The 14,600-nt window shown below is 55.7% G+C and carries 13 protein-coding genes; 7 read left to right on the forward strand and 6 right to left on the reverse strand.

The window, feature by feature from the left end:
* Positions 1-14: 14 nt before the first annotated feature.
* Both gorA and ABOC97_RS07585 read right to left on the reverse strand, forming a co-directional pair.
* Positions 15-1,367 (reverse strand): glutathione-disulfide reductase, encoded by a 1,353-nt coding sequence (gorA, locus tag ABOC97_RS07580; protein ID WP_349595895.1) that lies wholly within the window; start codon positions 1,365-1,367, stop codon positions 15-17.
* A 105-nt stretch (positions 1,368-1,472) separates the two neighbouring features.
* The gene (locus tag ABOC97_RS07585; RefSeq protein WP_061282626.1) at positions 1,473-2,315 is read right to left on the reverse strand and encodes a 23S rRNA (adenine(2030)-N(6))-methyltransferase RlmJ; all 843 of its coding nucleotides are present in this window, start codon (positions 2,313-2,315) and stop codon (positions 1,473-1,475) included.
* A gap of 193 nt (positions 2,316-2,508) precedes the next feature.
* Here ABOC97_RS07585 and ABOC97_RS07590 point away from each other — a divergent pair, with 193 nt between their 5' ends.
* On the forward strand, positions 2,509-3,780 hold the full coding sequence (locus ABOC97_RS07590; protein ID WP_349595898.1) for an acid phosphatase: 1,272 nt from the start codon (positions 2,509-2,511) through the stop codon (positions 3,778-3,780).
* A 1-nt stretch (position 3,781) separates the two neighbouring features.
* On the opposite strand, the gene ABOC97_RS07595 is transcribed toward ABOC97_RS07590, so the two are convergent.
* Complete coding sequence (locus ABOC97_RS07595; protein WP_349595901.1) at positions 3,782-4,675, reverse strand: LysR family transcriptional regulator; 894 nt, start codon at positions 4,673-4,675, stop codon at positions 3,782-3,784.
* 116 nt (positions 4,676-4,791) lie between these two features.
* On the opposite strand from ABOC97_RS07595, the gene ABOC97_RS07600 reads away from it, so the two are divergent.
* The 3 genes from ABOC97_RS07600 to rsmJ all read left to right on the forward strand — a co-directional run bounded on the left by ABOC97_RS07600 (position 4,792) and on the right by rsmJ (position 8,295).
* Positions 4,792-5,406, forward strand: coding sequence for a LysE family translocator (locus tag ABOC97_RS07600; RefSeq protein WP_349595904.1), 615 nt, complete (start codon positions 4,792-4,794; stop codon positions 5,404-5,406).
* An 85-nt stretch (positions 5,407-5,491) separates the two neighbouring features.
* Entirely contained in the window at positions 5,492-7,534 is a 2,043-nt protein-coding gene (prlC, locus tag ABOC97_RS07605) for an oligopeptidase A (protein ID WP_349595907.1), read from the forward strand.
* Between the two features lie 8 nt (positions 7,535-7,542).
* The gene (gene rsmJ / locus ABOC97_RS07610) at positions 7,543-8,295 is read left to right on the forward strand and encodes a 16S rRNA (guanine(1516)-N(2))-methyltransferase RsmJ (RefSeq protein ID WP_349595910.1); all 753 of its coding nucleotides are present in this window, start codon (positions 7,543-7,545) and stop codon (positions 8,293-8,295) included.
* 196 nt (positions 8,296-8,491) lie between these two features.
* Here rsmJ and ABOC97_RS07615 read toward each other — a convergent pair whose 3' ends face one another.
* Positions 8,492-9,691 carry an NAD(P)/FAD-dependent oxidoreductase gene (locus ABOC97_RS07615; RefSeq protein ID WP_349595913.1) on the reverse strand — a complete coding sequence of 400 codons (1,200 nt, stop codon included), beginning with the start codon at positions 9,689-9,691 and terminating at the stop codon, positions 8,492-8,494.
* Positions 9,692-9,923: 232 nt separating this feature from the next.
* On the opposite strand from ABOC97_RS07615, the gene ABOC97_RS07620 reads away from it, so the two are divergent.
* Positions 9,924-10,430, forward strand: coding sequence for an RrF2 family transcriptional regulator (locus tag ABOC97_RS07620; protein WP_234504441.1), 507 nt, complete (start codon positions 9,924-9,926; stop codon positions 10,428-10,430).
* A 50-nt stretch (positions 10,431-10,480) separates the two neighbouring features.
* On the opposite strand, the gene uspA is transcribed toward ABOC97_RS07620, so the two are convergent.
* Positions 10,481-10,918 carry a universal stress protein UspA gene (gene uspA / locus ABOC97_RS07625; RefSeq protein ID WP_035894835.1) on the reverse strand — a complete coding sequence of 146 codons (438 nt, stop codon included), beginning with the start codon at positions 10,916-10,918 and terminating at the stop codon, positions 10,481-10,483.
* Between the two features lie 381 nt (positions 10,919-11,299).
* Between uspA and uspB the strand changes: the two genes are divergently transcribed.
* On the forward strand, positions 11,300-11,635 hold the full coding sequence (uspB, locus tag ABOC97_RS07630) for a universal stress protein UspB (RefSeq protein WP_234504439.1): 336 nt from the start codon (positions 11,300-11,302) through the stop codon (positions 11,633-11,635).
* Positions 11,636-11,686: 51 nt separating this feature from the next.
* On the opposite strand, the gene pitA is transcribed toward uspB, so the two are convergent.
* Entirely contained in the window at positions 11,687-13,174 is a 1,488-nt protein-coding gene (pitA, locus tag ABOC97_RS07635) for an inorganic phosphate transporter PitA (protein WP_349595918.1), read from the reverse strand.
* 230 nt (positions 13,175-13,404) lie between these two features.
* Between pitA and ABOC97_RS07640 the strand changes: the two genes are divergently transcribed.
* Positions 13,405-14,595, forward strand: coding sequence for a BaiN/RdsA family NAD(P)/FAD-dependent oxidoreductase (locus ABOC97_RS07640; RefSeq protein ID WP_349595921.1), 1,191 nt, complete (start codon positions 13,405-13,407; stop codon positions 14,593-14,595).
* Positions 14,596-14,600 lie beyond the last annotated feature (5 nt).

The following is a 14,600-nucleotide window of genomic DNA, read 5'->3' on the forward strand; positions in this document are numbered from 1 at the left end:
CGCGTTGCGCTGAATTAACGCATCGTGACGAATTCTTCTGACGCCGTTGGGTGAATGGCGACGGTATTGTCGAAGTCTTTTTTGGTCGCGCCCATTTTCAGCGCCACGGCGAAGCCTTGCAGCATTTCATCCATCCCGAAGCCGATACCGTGAATGCCGACAATCTTCTCTTCCGGACCGACGCAAACCAGCTTCATACGACACGGCTGACGGTGCGAGGTCACGGCGGTATACATGGCGGTGAAGGAGGATTTATACACCTTCACGGCGTCGTCACCGTACTGCTCACGCGCCTGTGGCTCGGTTAAACCAACGGTGCCAATTGGCGGGTGGCTGAAGACCACGGTCGGAATATTGCTGTAGTCCAGGTGCTCATCCGGCTTGTTGTTAAACAGGCGTTCTGACAGACGACGGCCCGCCGCGACGGCGACCGGCGTCAGCTCGACGGCACCGGTGTTATCGCCAACCGCATAAATTCCGGGCACGTTGGTGTTCTGGAATTTATCCACCACGATGTAGCCTTTATCGTTGGTTTTCACGCCCGTTACCGACAAATTGAAATCATCGGTAGCCGGTTCACGACCAATTGCCCAGATCAGGCAATCGACGGTCTGGCTGCGGCCATCTTCCAGCTCCAGGGTCAGGCTGCCATCGGCATTCTTCACCACGGCTTTTGGAATGGCGTTGGTGTGCAGCTGCGGGCCTTCAGCGTTCATCACTTCGACCAGCGTTTCAACGATCAGCGGATCAAAGCTGCGCAGCGGCGCGTGTTTACGCACGAACAGGTGGGTCTCCGAGCCCAGGCCATTAATCACGCCTGCCAGCTCAACGGCAATGTAGCCTGCGCCAACCACCGCAACGCGTTTTGGCAACGCGGGCAGCTCGAAGAAACCGTTGGAGTCGATACCGAACTCGACGCCTGGAATGTTCGGGTGGCTAGGACGACCGCCGGTGGCGATCAGAATATGATCGGCGGTGATCGTTTCGCCGTTCACTTCGATGGTTTTCGCATCGACAAAACGCGCAAAGCCTTTAATCACGTCGACCTTGTTCTTACCCAGTACGTTGTCGTAGGAGGTATGAATACGGTCGATGTAGGCGGTACGGCTGGCGATAAGACGGTCCCAGTCGAAGTTATTGATGGTGGCGTCGAAACCGTAATCCGGGCCATACAGATGGATTGCTTCGCGAATTTGCGCGGCATGCCACATCACTTTCTTCGGTACGCAACCGACGTTGACGCAGGTACCGCCAAGGTCTTTGGCTTCAATCAATGCGCACTTCTGGCCATACATGGCCGCACGGTTAATCGAGGCGATACCGCCGCTGCCGCCGCCGATGGCGATGTAGTCGTAATGTTTGGTCATGGCCGCTCCTCAAACGTTCAATGTCGGACGGGTGAGCGTCATGCCCACCGTCAAAATACTCGCGATTGTATACCTGAAATTAATAGGTTCCACCGATGTCTGCGATTACTCCGGCACAATCCAGTTGACCAGCGTATGGCCGATACCGGTCGGTACCAGTTTGCTGTGCAGCCACGGCAGAACGTTGTTCATCTGCGCTTCGAGCTTCCACGGCGGGTTGATAACAATCATCCCGGAAGCGGTCATGCCGCGCTGATCGCTGTCGGGACGAACCGCCAGTTCGATCTGCAGGATTTTACGAATGCCGGTGGCTTCGAGATCTTTAATCATGCGCTTGATCTGCGCGCGCAGCACCACGGGATACCACAGTGCGTAGGTGCCGGTAGCAAAACGTTTGTAGCCTTCGTGAATACCGGCAACTACCGCCTGATAGTCGCTTTTAATTTCGTACGGCGGATCGATAAGGATCAGGCCGCGACGAGAAGCCGGTGGCAGTTTGGATTTAAGCTGCTGGTAGCCATCGGCTTTTTCCACACGCGCACGATTGTCTTTCTGGAACTCAGAGCGCAGCAGCGGGAAATCGCTTGGGTGCAGTTCGGTCATCTGCAGGCTGTCCTGCTCGCGCAGCAGCTGGCGGGCAATCAGCGGTGAGCCTGGGTAGTAGCGCAGCTGGCCGCTACGGTTGAAGTGCTCCAGCACGGAGATATACGGCTTCAGTTCTTCGGGCAGATCGTCTTGCTGCCAGATACGCGAGATGCCTTCGAGGTATTCACCGGTGCGCTCGGCGTGCTCGCCGCTCAGCTGATAGCGGCCTGCACCGGCGTGGGTGTCCAGATAAAGAAATGGTTTTTCTTTCTCTTTGAGTGATTCAATGATCAGACTCTGAACGGTATGTTTTAGGACGTCGGCGTGGTTGCCAGCGTGAAAGCTGTGGCGATAACTGAGCATGGATGCAGAGATTCCGGGAATTAAACAAGATAACCCACAGTTTACCGCAGATCCGTACAGATTACCGCTGTACCGCGACGACGTTTCCATTGTGGCATTTATGTTGCAAAACATGACGGTGTCATAAAAACGTCAAGCAGCAGGATTAGCGTCAACGGCAGGCAAGGTAATTGTTTGAATAAAAGGAAAAATAATGAAACTGCAAATCACGCTATTGGCATCGGCGCTGGTGCTGGCGCTGCCGGTACTGGCAAAAGACGTTTCGGTGTCTCAGGCGGGGGCAATCGCCAACACCGTCACGCCGACGGCGGAGCGTCCGGCATTTGATGCGCTGGAAGGCCAGTCGCTCACCGCGCTGCGTGCGGCGCTAAAAGGTTCTGCTGCCACCCTCACGCGCGACCAACTGGAGAAGGTGAAACAGAGTAAAACTCAGGCCGACAAAGCCTGGCTCAAAGCCAGCGGCTATGATTTCCAGGCTAAAGCCAATCAACAGGCGGGAATCGAACTGCTCTCGGCTTTCAGCACGCTGCCGGAAACGGTGGTGAAGCAGAATCTGGCGACGGTCACCGACATTAACCGCGATGCCAGCCAGAGCGCGCGCCATCAGGCGCTGGCCGATGCCGAAGGCATTAACTATCTCTATTTCCTTAGCGACGCGATGGGGCCGCGTCTGGGGAAAGCGTTTATCACCGCCTACGACAAAGGGGAATTGAGCAAAGCGGCGGCACTGATTAAAGCTTCAGAGGTAAGCACGGGGGCGGCGAAAAAACACTTCAACAACCCGCGGCCATTCCTTATCCAGGGCAATACCATTCACCTGGTGCCGGATGACGTGGTAGTTAAGGATAACCATCCTTACTCCGCCGACGCTGGCTCATTCCCCAGCGGTCACACCAATACCGGCTATACCGATGCGCTGCTGATGGCGCAGATGATCCCCGAGCGATTCGATGCGCTGGTCACCCGCGGTGCACGCTACGGTTATTCGCGCATTGTGCTTGGCGTGCACTATCCGCTGGATGTGATGGGCTCTCGCATGGTGGCAGAGCGCAATGTGGCCCACTACCTGAACGATGCAAAATACCGCGCGCTGTTTAATGAAGCGCGCGATCAGCTGCGCACGGCGCTGGAAAAAGAGTGCGGTACAACGCTTGCCGAATGTGCGAAAACGGCGGGCAAAGATGACCCGTATCGCGACCCGGCGATGCGGGATTTCTATCGCTTCACCATGACCTACGATTTGCCGCAGCAAAAAGGTGAAAAGCAGGTTCTGAATGTACCGGATGGGGCGGAAGTGCTGCTCGAAGCCGCACTACCAAACCTGTCAGCCGCCCAGCGCCGCGCGTTGATGGTGAAAACCGCGCTCCCGGCGGGCTATCCGCTCTCCGGGGCGACTGCCGATCAGCAGTTCTGGCAGCGCGTGAACCTGCCAGCGGCTTATCAGATGGCGAAAAAAGCGCACTAATCTAGCGTAGATAGCTCAGCGAGGGCGGTACCGGCTGCGGTATCGCCTGTTTTAACCCCTGATACAACGCATGGATGGTCGGTGCGTGGGGTGTCCCCTTCGGCCACACCAGCCAGTAGCCGTCGCCCGTCGCCACCGCCTCGCGAAATGGCAGCGCCAGCAGGCCGCTGGCAATGGCTTCAAGACTTAACAGCAAATCCCCAACCGACACGCCGTGGCCGCCGATGGCCGCCAGATAGCCATGTTCAAGGGTATCGAACACTTTTCCGTGTGCGGTATTGAGGGCGTCGTGCTGCTGCGTTCGCTTGAGCCAGCGCCGCCAGTCTCGACGGTCGGGGGAGGGGTGAATCAACTCACAGCCTGCAATGTCGTGACGCGCTTTAGCGACGAGCGTTGGCGCGCAGATTGGTACCAGCCACTCATCAAACAGCAGGCGGCTTTCGGTGTCCGGGCCAAAATGCCCGTTGCCGAGCAAAATCGCGCAATCGTAAGGTTCACGCTTAAAGTCCACGCTATCGGTATCCATCCAGACGCTCGCCAGCTCGACCGGCGGCGTCGGGTGGTTCTTTAACGCCGCCAATAGCCAGCGCAGCGTGAGCGTGGAAGGGGCTTTTAGGCGCAGCTCCCGACGCCGCCGGGCAAATGCATCACAGGCGAGCTCCAGGCTGTGAAACCCCTCACCGAGCTGGGCGGCCAGCACTTGTCCAGTCGCGGAAATTTCCACGCGCGGCCCGTGGCGACGAAAAAGCTCGCAGTCAAACCACTGCTCCAGCGTGCGGATATGACGGCTGACGGCACCGGGTGTGACGTTGAGCAATTCAGCGGCTTTACTGAACGAGCCTAAGCGGGCAGCGGCTTCAAAAGCGCGCAGGGCATATAGCGGCGGTAGAGGCATGATGATTATCTATTGTGAGTTTTACTCACATTGAAGCGCAGTTTTTTACGTTTTTCAACGGGCGCTCCCCCGCCAATAATGACGGATATTATTTGTCAAATTGAAGGATTATCCGGATGAATTTTCCCCTGCTGACGGCCTATGTGTTGGCGGTTTTAGTGTTGCTTGCCACCCCAGGCCCGGTGGTGGCGTTGATTACCGCAACCGCCGCGCGCGATGGCCGACGTCGTGCGTTTGCCACGCTAGTGGGCACCAATTCGGCATCGCTGGCGCTGATGCTGCTGGCGATGTTGATGCTGCTGGGAGTGGTTGCGATCGCCCCGGTTTACCTTTCCCTACTGGGCATTGCTGGGTCGTTATACATAGGCTGGAGCGCCGTGAGCAGTTTAATGACTCAGGCTCGACCTCGCGGGACAGCGAACCATCGCGGCGGCGTCATCAAAGGCTTTCTGACCGGGATTGCCAACCCGAAAGATATTCTGTTTTTCGTCGCGCTCTTCCCCCAGTTTATCGCCGTCACCGATGATTTTACCCTCAGCATGGTGACGCTATCGCTGGTGTGGACGGTTTTTGATGTGCTGGTGCTATCGCTGTACATTCTGGCGGTGACGCAGTGGCTGCCCGGGCGGCATCACCGTCTACTTGAACGGCTTTCATCGCTGATTTTGCTGGCTATCGCGGCGGTCGGTCTCTTCTACAACGTGGGTGAAATGAGTAGCCACTATCATTGAAATTCCCCCAACTATCCCCCATTCTAGATCTATCGCTAAAGCGCCGTTGAGCGCTTCATTTCTTTCTTAGACCAGGACTGCGCATATGACCAATCCATTACTGACCCCCTTCGAGCTGCCGCCGTTTTCCCAGATTCAGCCAGAGCACGTTGTTCCTGCCGTCACCAAGGCGCTGAACGACTGCCGTGAAAATGTGGAACGTGTCGTCGCACAAGGGGCGCCGTATAGCTGGGAAAACCTCTGCCAGCCGCTGGCGGAAGTGGACGATGTGCTGGGGCGTATCTTCTCGCCGATTAGCCACCTGAACTCGGTTAAAAACAGCCCGGAGCTGCGTGAAGCCTATGAGCAGACGCTGCCGCTGCTGTCTGAGTACAGCACCTGGGTTGGGCAGCATGAAGGGCTGTACAAAGCCTACCGCGACCTGCGCGATGGCGATAACTATGCGACGCTGAGCGTGGCGCAGAAGAAAGCGGTGGATAATGCACTGCGTGATTTTGAACTGTCCGGTATTGGTCTGCCGAAAGAGAAACAGCAGCGCTACGGTGAAATCGCCACTCGTCTGTCTGAACTTGGCAACCTCTACAGCAACAACGTGCTCGACGCGACCATGGGCTGGACCAAGCTGGTGACCGATGAGTCCGAACTGGCTGGCATGCCGGAGAGCGCGCTGGCCGCGGCTAAAGCTCAGGCTGAAGCCAAAGAGCAGGAAGGTTATCTGCTGACGCTGGATATCCCAAGCTACCTGCCGGTGATGACCTACTGCGACAATCAGGCGCTGCGTGAAGAGCTGTACCGCGCCTACTCGACTCGTGCTTCCGATCAGGGGCCGAACGCCGGTAAATGGGACAACAGCCCGGTGATGGCAGAGATCCTCGCGCTGCGCCACGAGCTGGCACAGCTGCTGGGCTTTGAAAGCTATGCCTTTAAATCTCTGGCCACCAAAATGGCCGAGAATCCGCAGCAGGTGCTCGACTTCCTGACCGACTTGGCGAAACGCGCTCGTCCGCAGGGTGAAAAAGAGCTGGCCCAGCTGCGCGCCTTCGCTAAAGCTGAATTTGGCGTCGATGACCTGCAGCCGTGGGATATCGCCTACTACAGCGAAAAACAGAAACAGCATCTGTACAGCATCAGCGATGAGCAGCTGCGCCCATACTTCCCGGAAAACAAAGCCGTTAACGGCCTGTTTGAAGTGGTAAAACGCATTTACGGTATCACCGCCAAAGAGCGTACCGACGTGGACGTCTGGAGCCCGGAAGTGCGCTTCTTCGAGCTGTACGATGAGCACAACGAACTGCGCGGCAGCTTCTATCTTGACCTGTACGCTCGCGAACACAAACGCGGCGGGGCGTGGATGGATGACTGCGTGGGGCAGATGCGCAAGCTGGATGGCACGCTGCAAAAACCGGTCGCCTACCTGACCTGTAACTTCAACCGTCCGGTCAGCGGCAAACCGGCGCTGTTTACCCACGATGAAGTGATCACCTTGTTCCACGAATTTGGTCACGGTCTGCACCATATGCTGACCCGCATTGAAACCGCAGGCGTGTCCGGCATTAGCGGGGTACCGTGGGATGCCGTTGAGCTGCCAAGCCAGTTTATGGAAAACTGGTGCTGGGAGCCGGAAGCGCTGGCGTTTATCTCCGGCCACTATGAAACCGGTGAACCGCTGCCGAAAGAGCTGCTGGATAAAATGCTGGCGGCGAAAAACTACCAGGCGGCGCTGTTCATTCTGCGTCAGCTGGAGTTTGGCCTGTTCGACTTCCGTCTGCACGCTGAATTCAGCCCGCAGCAGGGGGCGAAAATTCTCGAGACGCTGGCCGAGATTAAAAAGCAGGTTGCCGTGGTACCAGGCCCAAGCTGGGGCCGCTTCCCGCACGCCTTCAGCCACATCTTTGCCGGTGGCTACGCGGCGGGTTACTACAGCTATCTGTGGGCCGACGTGCTGGCGGCAGACGCCTTCTCCCGCTTTGAAGAGGAAGGCATCTTCAACCGTGAAACCGGTCAGTCGTTCCTCGATAACATTCTGACCCGCGGCGGTTCTGAAGAGCCAATGGCGCTGTTCAAACGCTTCCGTGGCCGTGAACCTCAGCTCGACGCGATGCTGGCGCATTACGGGATTAAAGGCTGATTATTCGCGTGAAGATCTGCTTAATAGATGAAACGGGCGCCGGAGACGGCGCCTTATCTGTTCTTGCCGCCCGCTGGGGGCTGGAACAGGACGATGACAATCTGATGGCGCTGGTGATGACGCCAGAACATCTGGAACTACGCAAACGCGATGAGCCAAAACTTGGCGGCATCTTTGTCGATTTTGTCGGCGGCGCGATGGCGCACCGGCGTAAGTTTGGTGGTGGTCGCGGTGAAGCGGTGGCGAAAGCCGTTGGCGTCAAAGGCGACTATTTGCCGGATGTGGTGGATGCCACGGCGGGGTTAGGACGTGATGCGTTCGTGCTGGCGTCAGTTGGCTGCCGCGTGCGGATGCTGGAACGTAACCCGGTTGTGGCGGCGCTGCTCGATGATGGTCTGGCGCGCGGCTACGCTGACCCGGAAATCGGCGGCTGGTTGCAGGAGCGCCTACAGCTCATTCACGCCTCCAGTCTGACGGCGTTAACCGATATCACGCCGCGCCCGCAGGTGGTGTATCTCGACCCGATGTTCCCGCATAAGCAGAAAAGCGCGCTGGTGAAGAAAGAGATGCGCGTGTTTCAGTCGCTGGTGGGGCCGGATTTGGATGCCGATGGGTTATTGGAGCCAGCGCGATTGCTTGCGACCAAACGGGTAGTGGTGAAGCGCCCGGACTATGCGCCACCGCTGGCGGAGGTAGCCACGCCGAATGCGGTGGTGACCAAAGGGCATCGCTTTGATATTTATGCCGGGACGGCGGAGTGAATTTCCCCTCACCCTAACCCTCTCCCCACAGGGGAGAGGGGATCGTTCAGAACGGGTTGTGGGCTGGGTTCGTTATGCTCCCTCTCCCCACAGGGGAGAGGGGATCGTTCAGAACGGGTTGTGGGCTGCATTCGTTATGCTCCCTCTCCCTGTGGGAGAGGGCTGGGGTGAGGGCAACAGCAAGCGCCATTACCCCTTAAACAAACGGTGCGTACGGATCCGCCATGTCAAACGCCGCCTTTCTTTCCGCTTTCGGCGGATAAATCAGCTCGCTAACAATCGACACTTTCAGCTTTTTCGCTTCTTCGCGCGTCAGTTTAACCTGCTGATCCCAGCCTTCAGAGTACACCGCACCCCATGCGCCCAGATCCAGACAGGTGACATACATCTCCTGACGATATGGCAGAGGCTCGACGTCAAGCAGGCTCGCCGCCGCATTGTTACCGGCAAATTTACCCAGCAAAATCGCATGCTGACAGGTCATCAGCGCATGGTTGCCTTTGTCATCGGTGGCCGCGTAGGCCACGTCGCCGGTGGCAAAGATATCGTCATGGCCCAGCACCTGAAGATTGCTGTCCACGTGCAGACGCCCCTGGCGGTCGCGCGGCGCGTCAATCTGCGAAGTCAGGCCGCTCGCCTGAACGCCAACCGTCCAGATAACCGTCTGTGACGTGATAACCTGACCGTCTTTTAGCGTCACGCCGGAAGCGTCAACGCTTTCGACTTCCGCATTCACCAGCCACTCGACGCCCAGCTCGGCAGAGGCTTCGATAATCACGTCGCGCAGCTCTTTGCTCCAGCGACCACCCGGCTGGGTGCCGCGTTCAACTACGACAACTCTGGTCTTAGCATCGGCACCCAGGATTTCATGTAGACGGCCCGGAAGCTCCAGCGCCATTTCAATCCCGGTGAAGCCGCCGCCGCAGACGACGACGGTGTTGCGTGCTTCGCTTTCCGGTTGCTGGGCCAGATCCTGCAGGTGTTGCTCCAGTACGCTGGCGCTTTCCAACTGGTCGAGATCGAAGGCGTGCTCTGCGGCTCCCGCAACCATACCGCGGTTGACGTGGCTGCCGCTGGCCAGAACCAGGCGGTCGTAGCGATGCAGGCGGACTTCACCGTTGTCATCTTTCCAGCTCACCTCTTTGGAGGCGGGAAGAATTTGCTCGACGGTGCCGCGCAGGAAGTTAACGCCGGTGACATCGAACAGCGGCTGCAGCGGGGCAACCAGCGTCTGGACGGCGCTTTCATAGAAACGTGGACGCACGCGCAGCTCGGGCTGTGGCGCAATCACCGTAATATCAATAGATTGCTTATTTAGCTCCGTCAGACGCGCGGCGCTCAGAGCTGCCCACATACCGGCAAAGCCAGCGCCGACGATCAGAATTTGTTTACGCATTGGGTTTTTCTCACTGGTGACTACGAATTATTTACTCGGATTTTATTTGTCGTAGTTAAGAATTGCAATGCGGATCCACATTTAATAACAAATTAGCCGAGTTTTATGTGGTTATATTATTGATATTTAACTAATAATATTTTTATTTTTTCGGGCGTAATGTTGACCATCTGGAATCTTTAAGCCGAAAAAGATACAATTAACTCAGATTGATTTTAGCTGAGATAAGAGTATGGCATTCTACAGTTCTGGGGTTGAGTACGGCATTCATAGCTTGATGTGTATGGTGGACAGCAAAGGTGATGCCCGCGATATGAGCGTGCGTGAAATCGCCGAGCTGCAAAGCGTGCCCTACGACTATCTGGCTAAAATATTTACTCGTTTGTCAAAGGCCGGGCTGGTGCGCAGCATTGAGGGCAAGGGCGGCGGCTTCCAACTGGCGAAACCTGCCGAGCATATTACGGTACTTGATGTGGCCAATGCGATTGACGGCGATAAGCGTATTTTTGAGTGTCGTGAAATTCGTCAGCGCTTAGCCGTTTTTGATGAGCAGCCGCCGGAGTGGGCCTGTGAAGGCATTTGCGGCGTGCGTTCAGTGATGGATATGGCGCAGCAGCGTATGGAAGAGGCGTTGGGTCAGCATACGATTCTCGATCTGGCGCGCAAAATGTACCGTAAAGCACCGGACACCTTCGTGGTGGAAGTACAGGAATGGATTGCCGGACGCAAGCAAGGGTGAGAAATAAAAACGCCCGCAAAAGCGGGCGTTAGCATCATGTACGAAGCGTATTATTCTTCTTCGTCGTCGCGCAGCGGAACAATCAGCATATCGACGTGGACGGTGTTGATCAGCTGACGTGCTGACGACATCAGTTTGCTCCAGAAATCCTGGTGATGACCGCAAACAACCAGATCCATATCGTATTTCTTAATGGCATCAACCAGTACCTGACCCAGGTCGCCGCTGCCGCTCAGGGTTTCGGTGATTGGATAGCCAGCGCCAGTGGACAGCTCGCTCAATGCGTGGTGAGTTTCTTCCGAGATACGTTTTTGCATATCGCCCAGATTAACGTCGATAAGACCGGTGTACAGGTCTGAATAGTTCACATCAACGTGAATCAGAGAGACTTTGGCATTGTAAGGGCGAGCCATAGATACCGCTTTCTCGACCAGCACTTTGCTTTCTGGTGAAAGGTCGACGGCAATGAGAATGTGTTTGTAAGCCATGGTGTTACTCCTTCCATAAAGTTGTCGATGACTGTTGGACCAGACAGCCCATACGCTGTCCCTTGCCCGCGTCCTGCGTGCAACATGCGCGGGGTAGCCATTAAAGACCTAATTGTAGTAGATATTTCTACCTTATCTTGGCCTTCAGGCGCCGTCAATGCATCCGGTTCACCAATTAGTTAAACAAATTTTTCTATTCTACGTATTGATAACGATTAACCTTGTGGTAAAAAATTTAACGGATCTCCTACACTATTAAATGAGCCGATCGAATATTTAAACGTGATCGGTATCTCACTCTTATACTGAGCCGATGGTTGGATATGGGGAAGCGGTATGTTCCTGGAGATGTCTTCGGGGACTGGTCGCCGGGGAGGCGTTATGATCAGCACGATTGCGCTGTTTTGGGCCCTGTGTATCGTTTGTGTTGTAAATATGGCACGTTACTTTTCATCATTGCGTGCGTTATTGGTTGTACTACGTGGTTGCGATCCCTTGCTCTATCAGTACGTTGATGGCGGTGGTTTCTTTACCTCCCACGGCCAGCCTGGCAAGCAGGTGCGCCTGGTCTGGTACATTTACGGACAGCGCTACCGCGATCATCACGACGACGAGTTTATCCGTCGCTGCGAACGGGTGCGTCGGCAGTTCATTTTGACCAGTTCCCTGTGTGGGCTGGTGGTGATTAGCTTGATTGGCCTGATGATTTGGCACTAAGCAAAAAAAAACGGGCCAGTTTCCTGACCCGTTTCTCTTTGTTTCTGACGCTTAGATAAGCTTCAGAGACAGCCAGTACAGCACACCAGACAGCAGAATTGATGCCGGTAAGGTGAATACCCAGGCCATCAGGATGTTGGTCACGGTTTTTCTTTGCAGACCACCGCCGTCAACCACCATGGTACCCGCCACGGAGGACGACAGTACGTGGGTTGTTGATACCGGCATCCCGGTATAGCTTGCCAGACCGATGGAGACAGCAGAGGTCATCTGCGCCGCCATACCCTGTGCGTAGGTCATCCCTTTCTTACCGATCTTCTCACCGATAGTGGTTGCCACGCGACGCCAGCCGATCATCGTACCGATGCCTAATGCCAGCGCGACGGCCATGATAATCCACACCGGAGCGTACTCAATGGTGCTCAGCATGTCGGTTTTCAGCTTTTTCAGCAGACGCTGGTCGTCGGCATTCACTTCCGGCATCTTCGCCACTTTATCGGTGGTATCAGAGATGCAAAGCATAATGCGGCGCAGCTGGCCACGCTGTTCAACGGAGAGCTTATCGTAGCTTTCGATGTTGGTCAGCATCGCTTTGGTGCGGTCAAGCGCGTTGATGGTATTCGCTGGATGACAGTGGAATTCCACCGCAGCCATGGCTTCCGGCGTCAATTTCTCAGCGTTGTCGGCCACTTTCTGCAGCAGCTCAGGGCGCTGTTGGAAGAAGGTTTCAACGTTGTTGACTGCATCACGGGTACGGGTAATTTCGTAACCGGAAGCATTCATATTGACCACGAAACCAGCCGGGGCAACGCCAATCAGCACCAACATCACCAGACCAATGCCTTTCTGACCGTCGTTGGCACCGTGGGAGAATGCCACGCCAATCGCAGACAGGATCAGAGCAATACGCGTCCAGAATGGCGGCTTTTTCTTACCGTCTTTCTTTTCACGTTCAGCAGGAGTCAGGTGGATACGGGCGCGTTTTTTGGTACCGCTCCAGTAACGGCGCAGCAGGAAAATCAGACCGCCAGCGACGACCAGACCCACAATTGGCGAGATGATCAACGACGCGAAAATGTTAATCACTTTCGGGATGTTGAGGGCATCAACCACTGACGTGCCGGTCATCAGCGCATTGGTTAAACCAATACCGATGATAGCGCCAATCAGCGTGTGGGAACTGGACGCAGGCAGACCGAAGTACCAGGTGCCGAGGTTCCAGATGATAGCAGCCAGCAGCATGGAAAAGACCATGGCGAGGCCGTGCGCGGAGCCCATATTGAGCAGAAGATCCGTCGGCAACATATGCACAATCGCATAGGCTACACTCAGACCGCCCAACAGAACGCCGAGGAAGTTAAAGATTGCTGCCATTGCAACCGCAAGCTGCGAGCGCATGGCACGAGTATAAATCACGGTGGCAACCGCGTTAGCCGTATCATGGAAGCCGTTAATGGCTTCATAGAAAAGAACAAACACAAGTGCCAAAACTAACAACAGCCCGGTATGTAAATCCAGGCCAGCGAACAAATGTAACATAGGACGTTACGCCATTTTGAGGTCATGAACGCGCGGCATTATCAGGGACTTTGGCAGCGCGGGCAAAGTGAAATCTCTATTTTTTTTGATAATTATCTGCGCCTTGTCAGTGAATGCAAATAATTATTTCTATTGTATCAATCAGATAAGTCGGGTTTGTGGATATTTCACTGGTATGACATCCATGAAAAATTTACACTTCCCGACAATACCTATGTTGAGGATAGTGCGTGGAAAGGTTTGATGCCATTGTAGTGGGTGCCGGAGCGGCAGGAATGTTTTGTGCAGCCATGGCCGGGCAGGCGGGGCGTCGCGTTTTGCTGCTGGATAACGGTAAAAAACCTGGGCGTAAAATCCTTATGTCCGGCGGTGGTCGTTGCAATTTCACTAACCTTTATGTCGAACCCGCGGCCTATCTCAGCCAAAACCCGCATTTTTGCAAATCTGCGCTTGCGCGTTACACCCAGTGGGACTTTATCGACATGGTCGGTAAGCACGACATTGCCTGGCATGAAAAGACGCTGGGGCAATTGTTCTGCGATGACTCTGCCGAGCAGATTGTCGCAATGCTGGTCGCCGAGTGTGAAAAAGGCAACGTGACCACCCGCCTGCGCAGCGAAATTCTTAGCGTCACTCAGGATGAAACGGGCTATACCCTGCAGCTTAACGGCGACGCGGTGGCGGCAGATAAACTGGTTATCGCCAGCGGCGGCCTGTCGATGCCGGGTCTGGGTGCTTCGCCATTCGGTTATAAAATTGCAGAGCAGTTTGGTCTGAAGGTGCTGCCAACCCGCGCAGGGCTGGTACCATTTACGCTGCACAAACCGATGCTGGAACAATTCCAGGTGCTGTCGGGCGTCTCTGTACCGTCGACGATTACCGCTCAGGACGGCACGCTATTCCGTGAAAGTCTGCTTTTCACTCACCGCGGGCTTTCTGGTCCGGCAGTCCTGCAAATCTCCAGCTATTGGCAGGCGGGCGAGTTTGTCAGCATTAACCTGCTGCCAGATGTTGATCTCGCAGACTTCCTCGATACGCAGCGGACTGAACACCCTAACCAGAGTCTGAAGAATACCCTGGCGATGCAGCTGCCAAAACGTTTGGTGGAATGCCTGCAACAGCTTGGTCAGATCCCCGACGTGACGCTAAAACAGCTCAACGTTCGTGAGCAGCAAACGCTGGTAGAGACGCTGACAAACTGGCGCGTGCAGCCCAACGGCACCGAAGGCTACCGCACGGCGGAAGTGACCCTCGGTGGTGTCGATACCAACGAGCTTTCCTCGCGCACCATGGAAGCGAAGAAAGCACCGGGCCTGTATTTTATTGGCGAAGTGATGGACGTGACCGGCTGGCTGGGCGGCTACAACTTCCAGTGGGCGTGGTCGAGCGCCTGGGCCTGCGCGCAGGCGCTGGCTGAATAACCGCC

Source organism: Kluyvera huaxiensis (assembly GCF_040149365.1).
GTDB classification, from domain to species: Bacteria; Pseudomonadota; Gammaproteobacteria; order Enterobacterales; family Enterobacteriaceae; genus Kluyvera; species Kluyvera intermedia_A.

What these genes read in the sequence shown, in the direction of transcription:
- gorA (WP_349595895.1), bottom strand. Translation starts at nt 1,367, where the DNA reads ATGACCAAACATTACGACTACATCGCCATCGGCGGCGGCAGCGGCGGT.
- ABOC97_RS07585 (WP_061282626.1), bottom strand. Translation starts at nt 2,315, where the DNA reads ATGCTCAGTTATCGCCACAGCTTTCACGCTGGCAACCACGCCGACGTC.
- ABOC97_RS07590 (WP_349595898.1), top strand. Translation starts at nt 2,509, where the DNA reads ATGAAACTGCAAATCACGCTATTGGCATCGGCGCTGGTGCTGGCGCTG.
- ABOC97_RS07595 (WP_349595901.1), bottom strand. Translation starts at nt 4,675, where the DNA reads ATGCCTCTACCGCCGCTATATGCCCTGCGCGCTTTTGAAGCCGCTGCC.
- ABOC97_RS07600 (WP_349595904.1), top strand. Translation starts at nt 4,792, where the DNA reads ATGAATTTTCCCCTGCTGACGGCCTATGTGTTGGCGGTTTTAGTGTTG.
- prlC (WP_349595907.1), top strand. Translation starts at nt 5,492, where the DNA reads ATGACCAATCCATTACTGACCCCCTTCGAGCTGCCGCCGTTTTCCCAG.
- ABOC97_RS07615 (WP_349595913.1), bottom strand. Translation starts at nt 9,691, where the DNA reads ATGCGTAAACAAATTCTGATCGTCGGCGCTGGCTTTGCCGGTATGTGG.
- ABOC97_RS07620 (WP_234504441.1), top strand. Translation starts at nt 9,924, where the DNA reads ATGGCATTCTACAGTTCTGGGGTTGAGTACGGCATTCATAGCTTGATG.
- uspA (WP_035894835.1), bottom strand. Translation starts at nt 10,918, where the DNA reads ATGGCTTACAAACACATTCTCATTGCCGTCGACCTTTCACCAGAAAGC.
- uspB (WP_234504439.1), top strand. Translation starts at nt 11,300, where the DNA reads ATGATCAGCACGATTGCGCTGTTTTGGGCCCTGTGTATCGTTTGTGTT.
- pitA (WP_349595918.1), bottom strand. Translation starts at nt 13,174, where the DNA reads ATGTTACATTTGTTCGCTGGCCTGGATTTACATACCGGGCTGTTGTTA.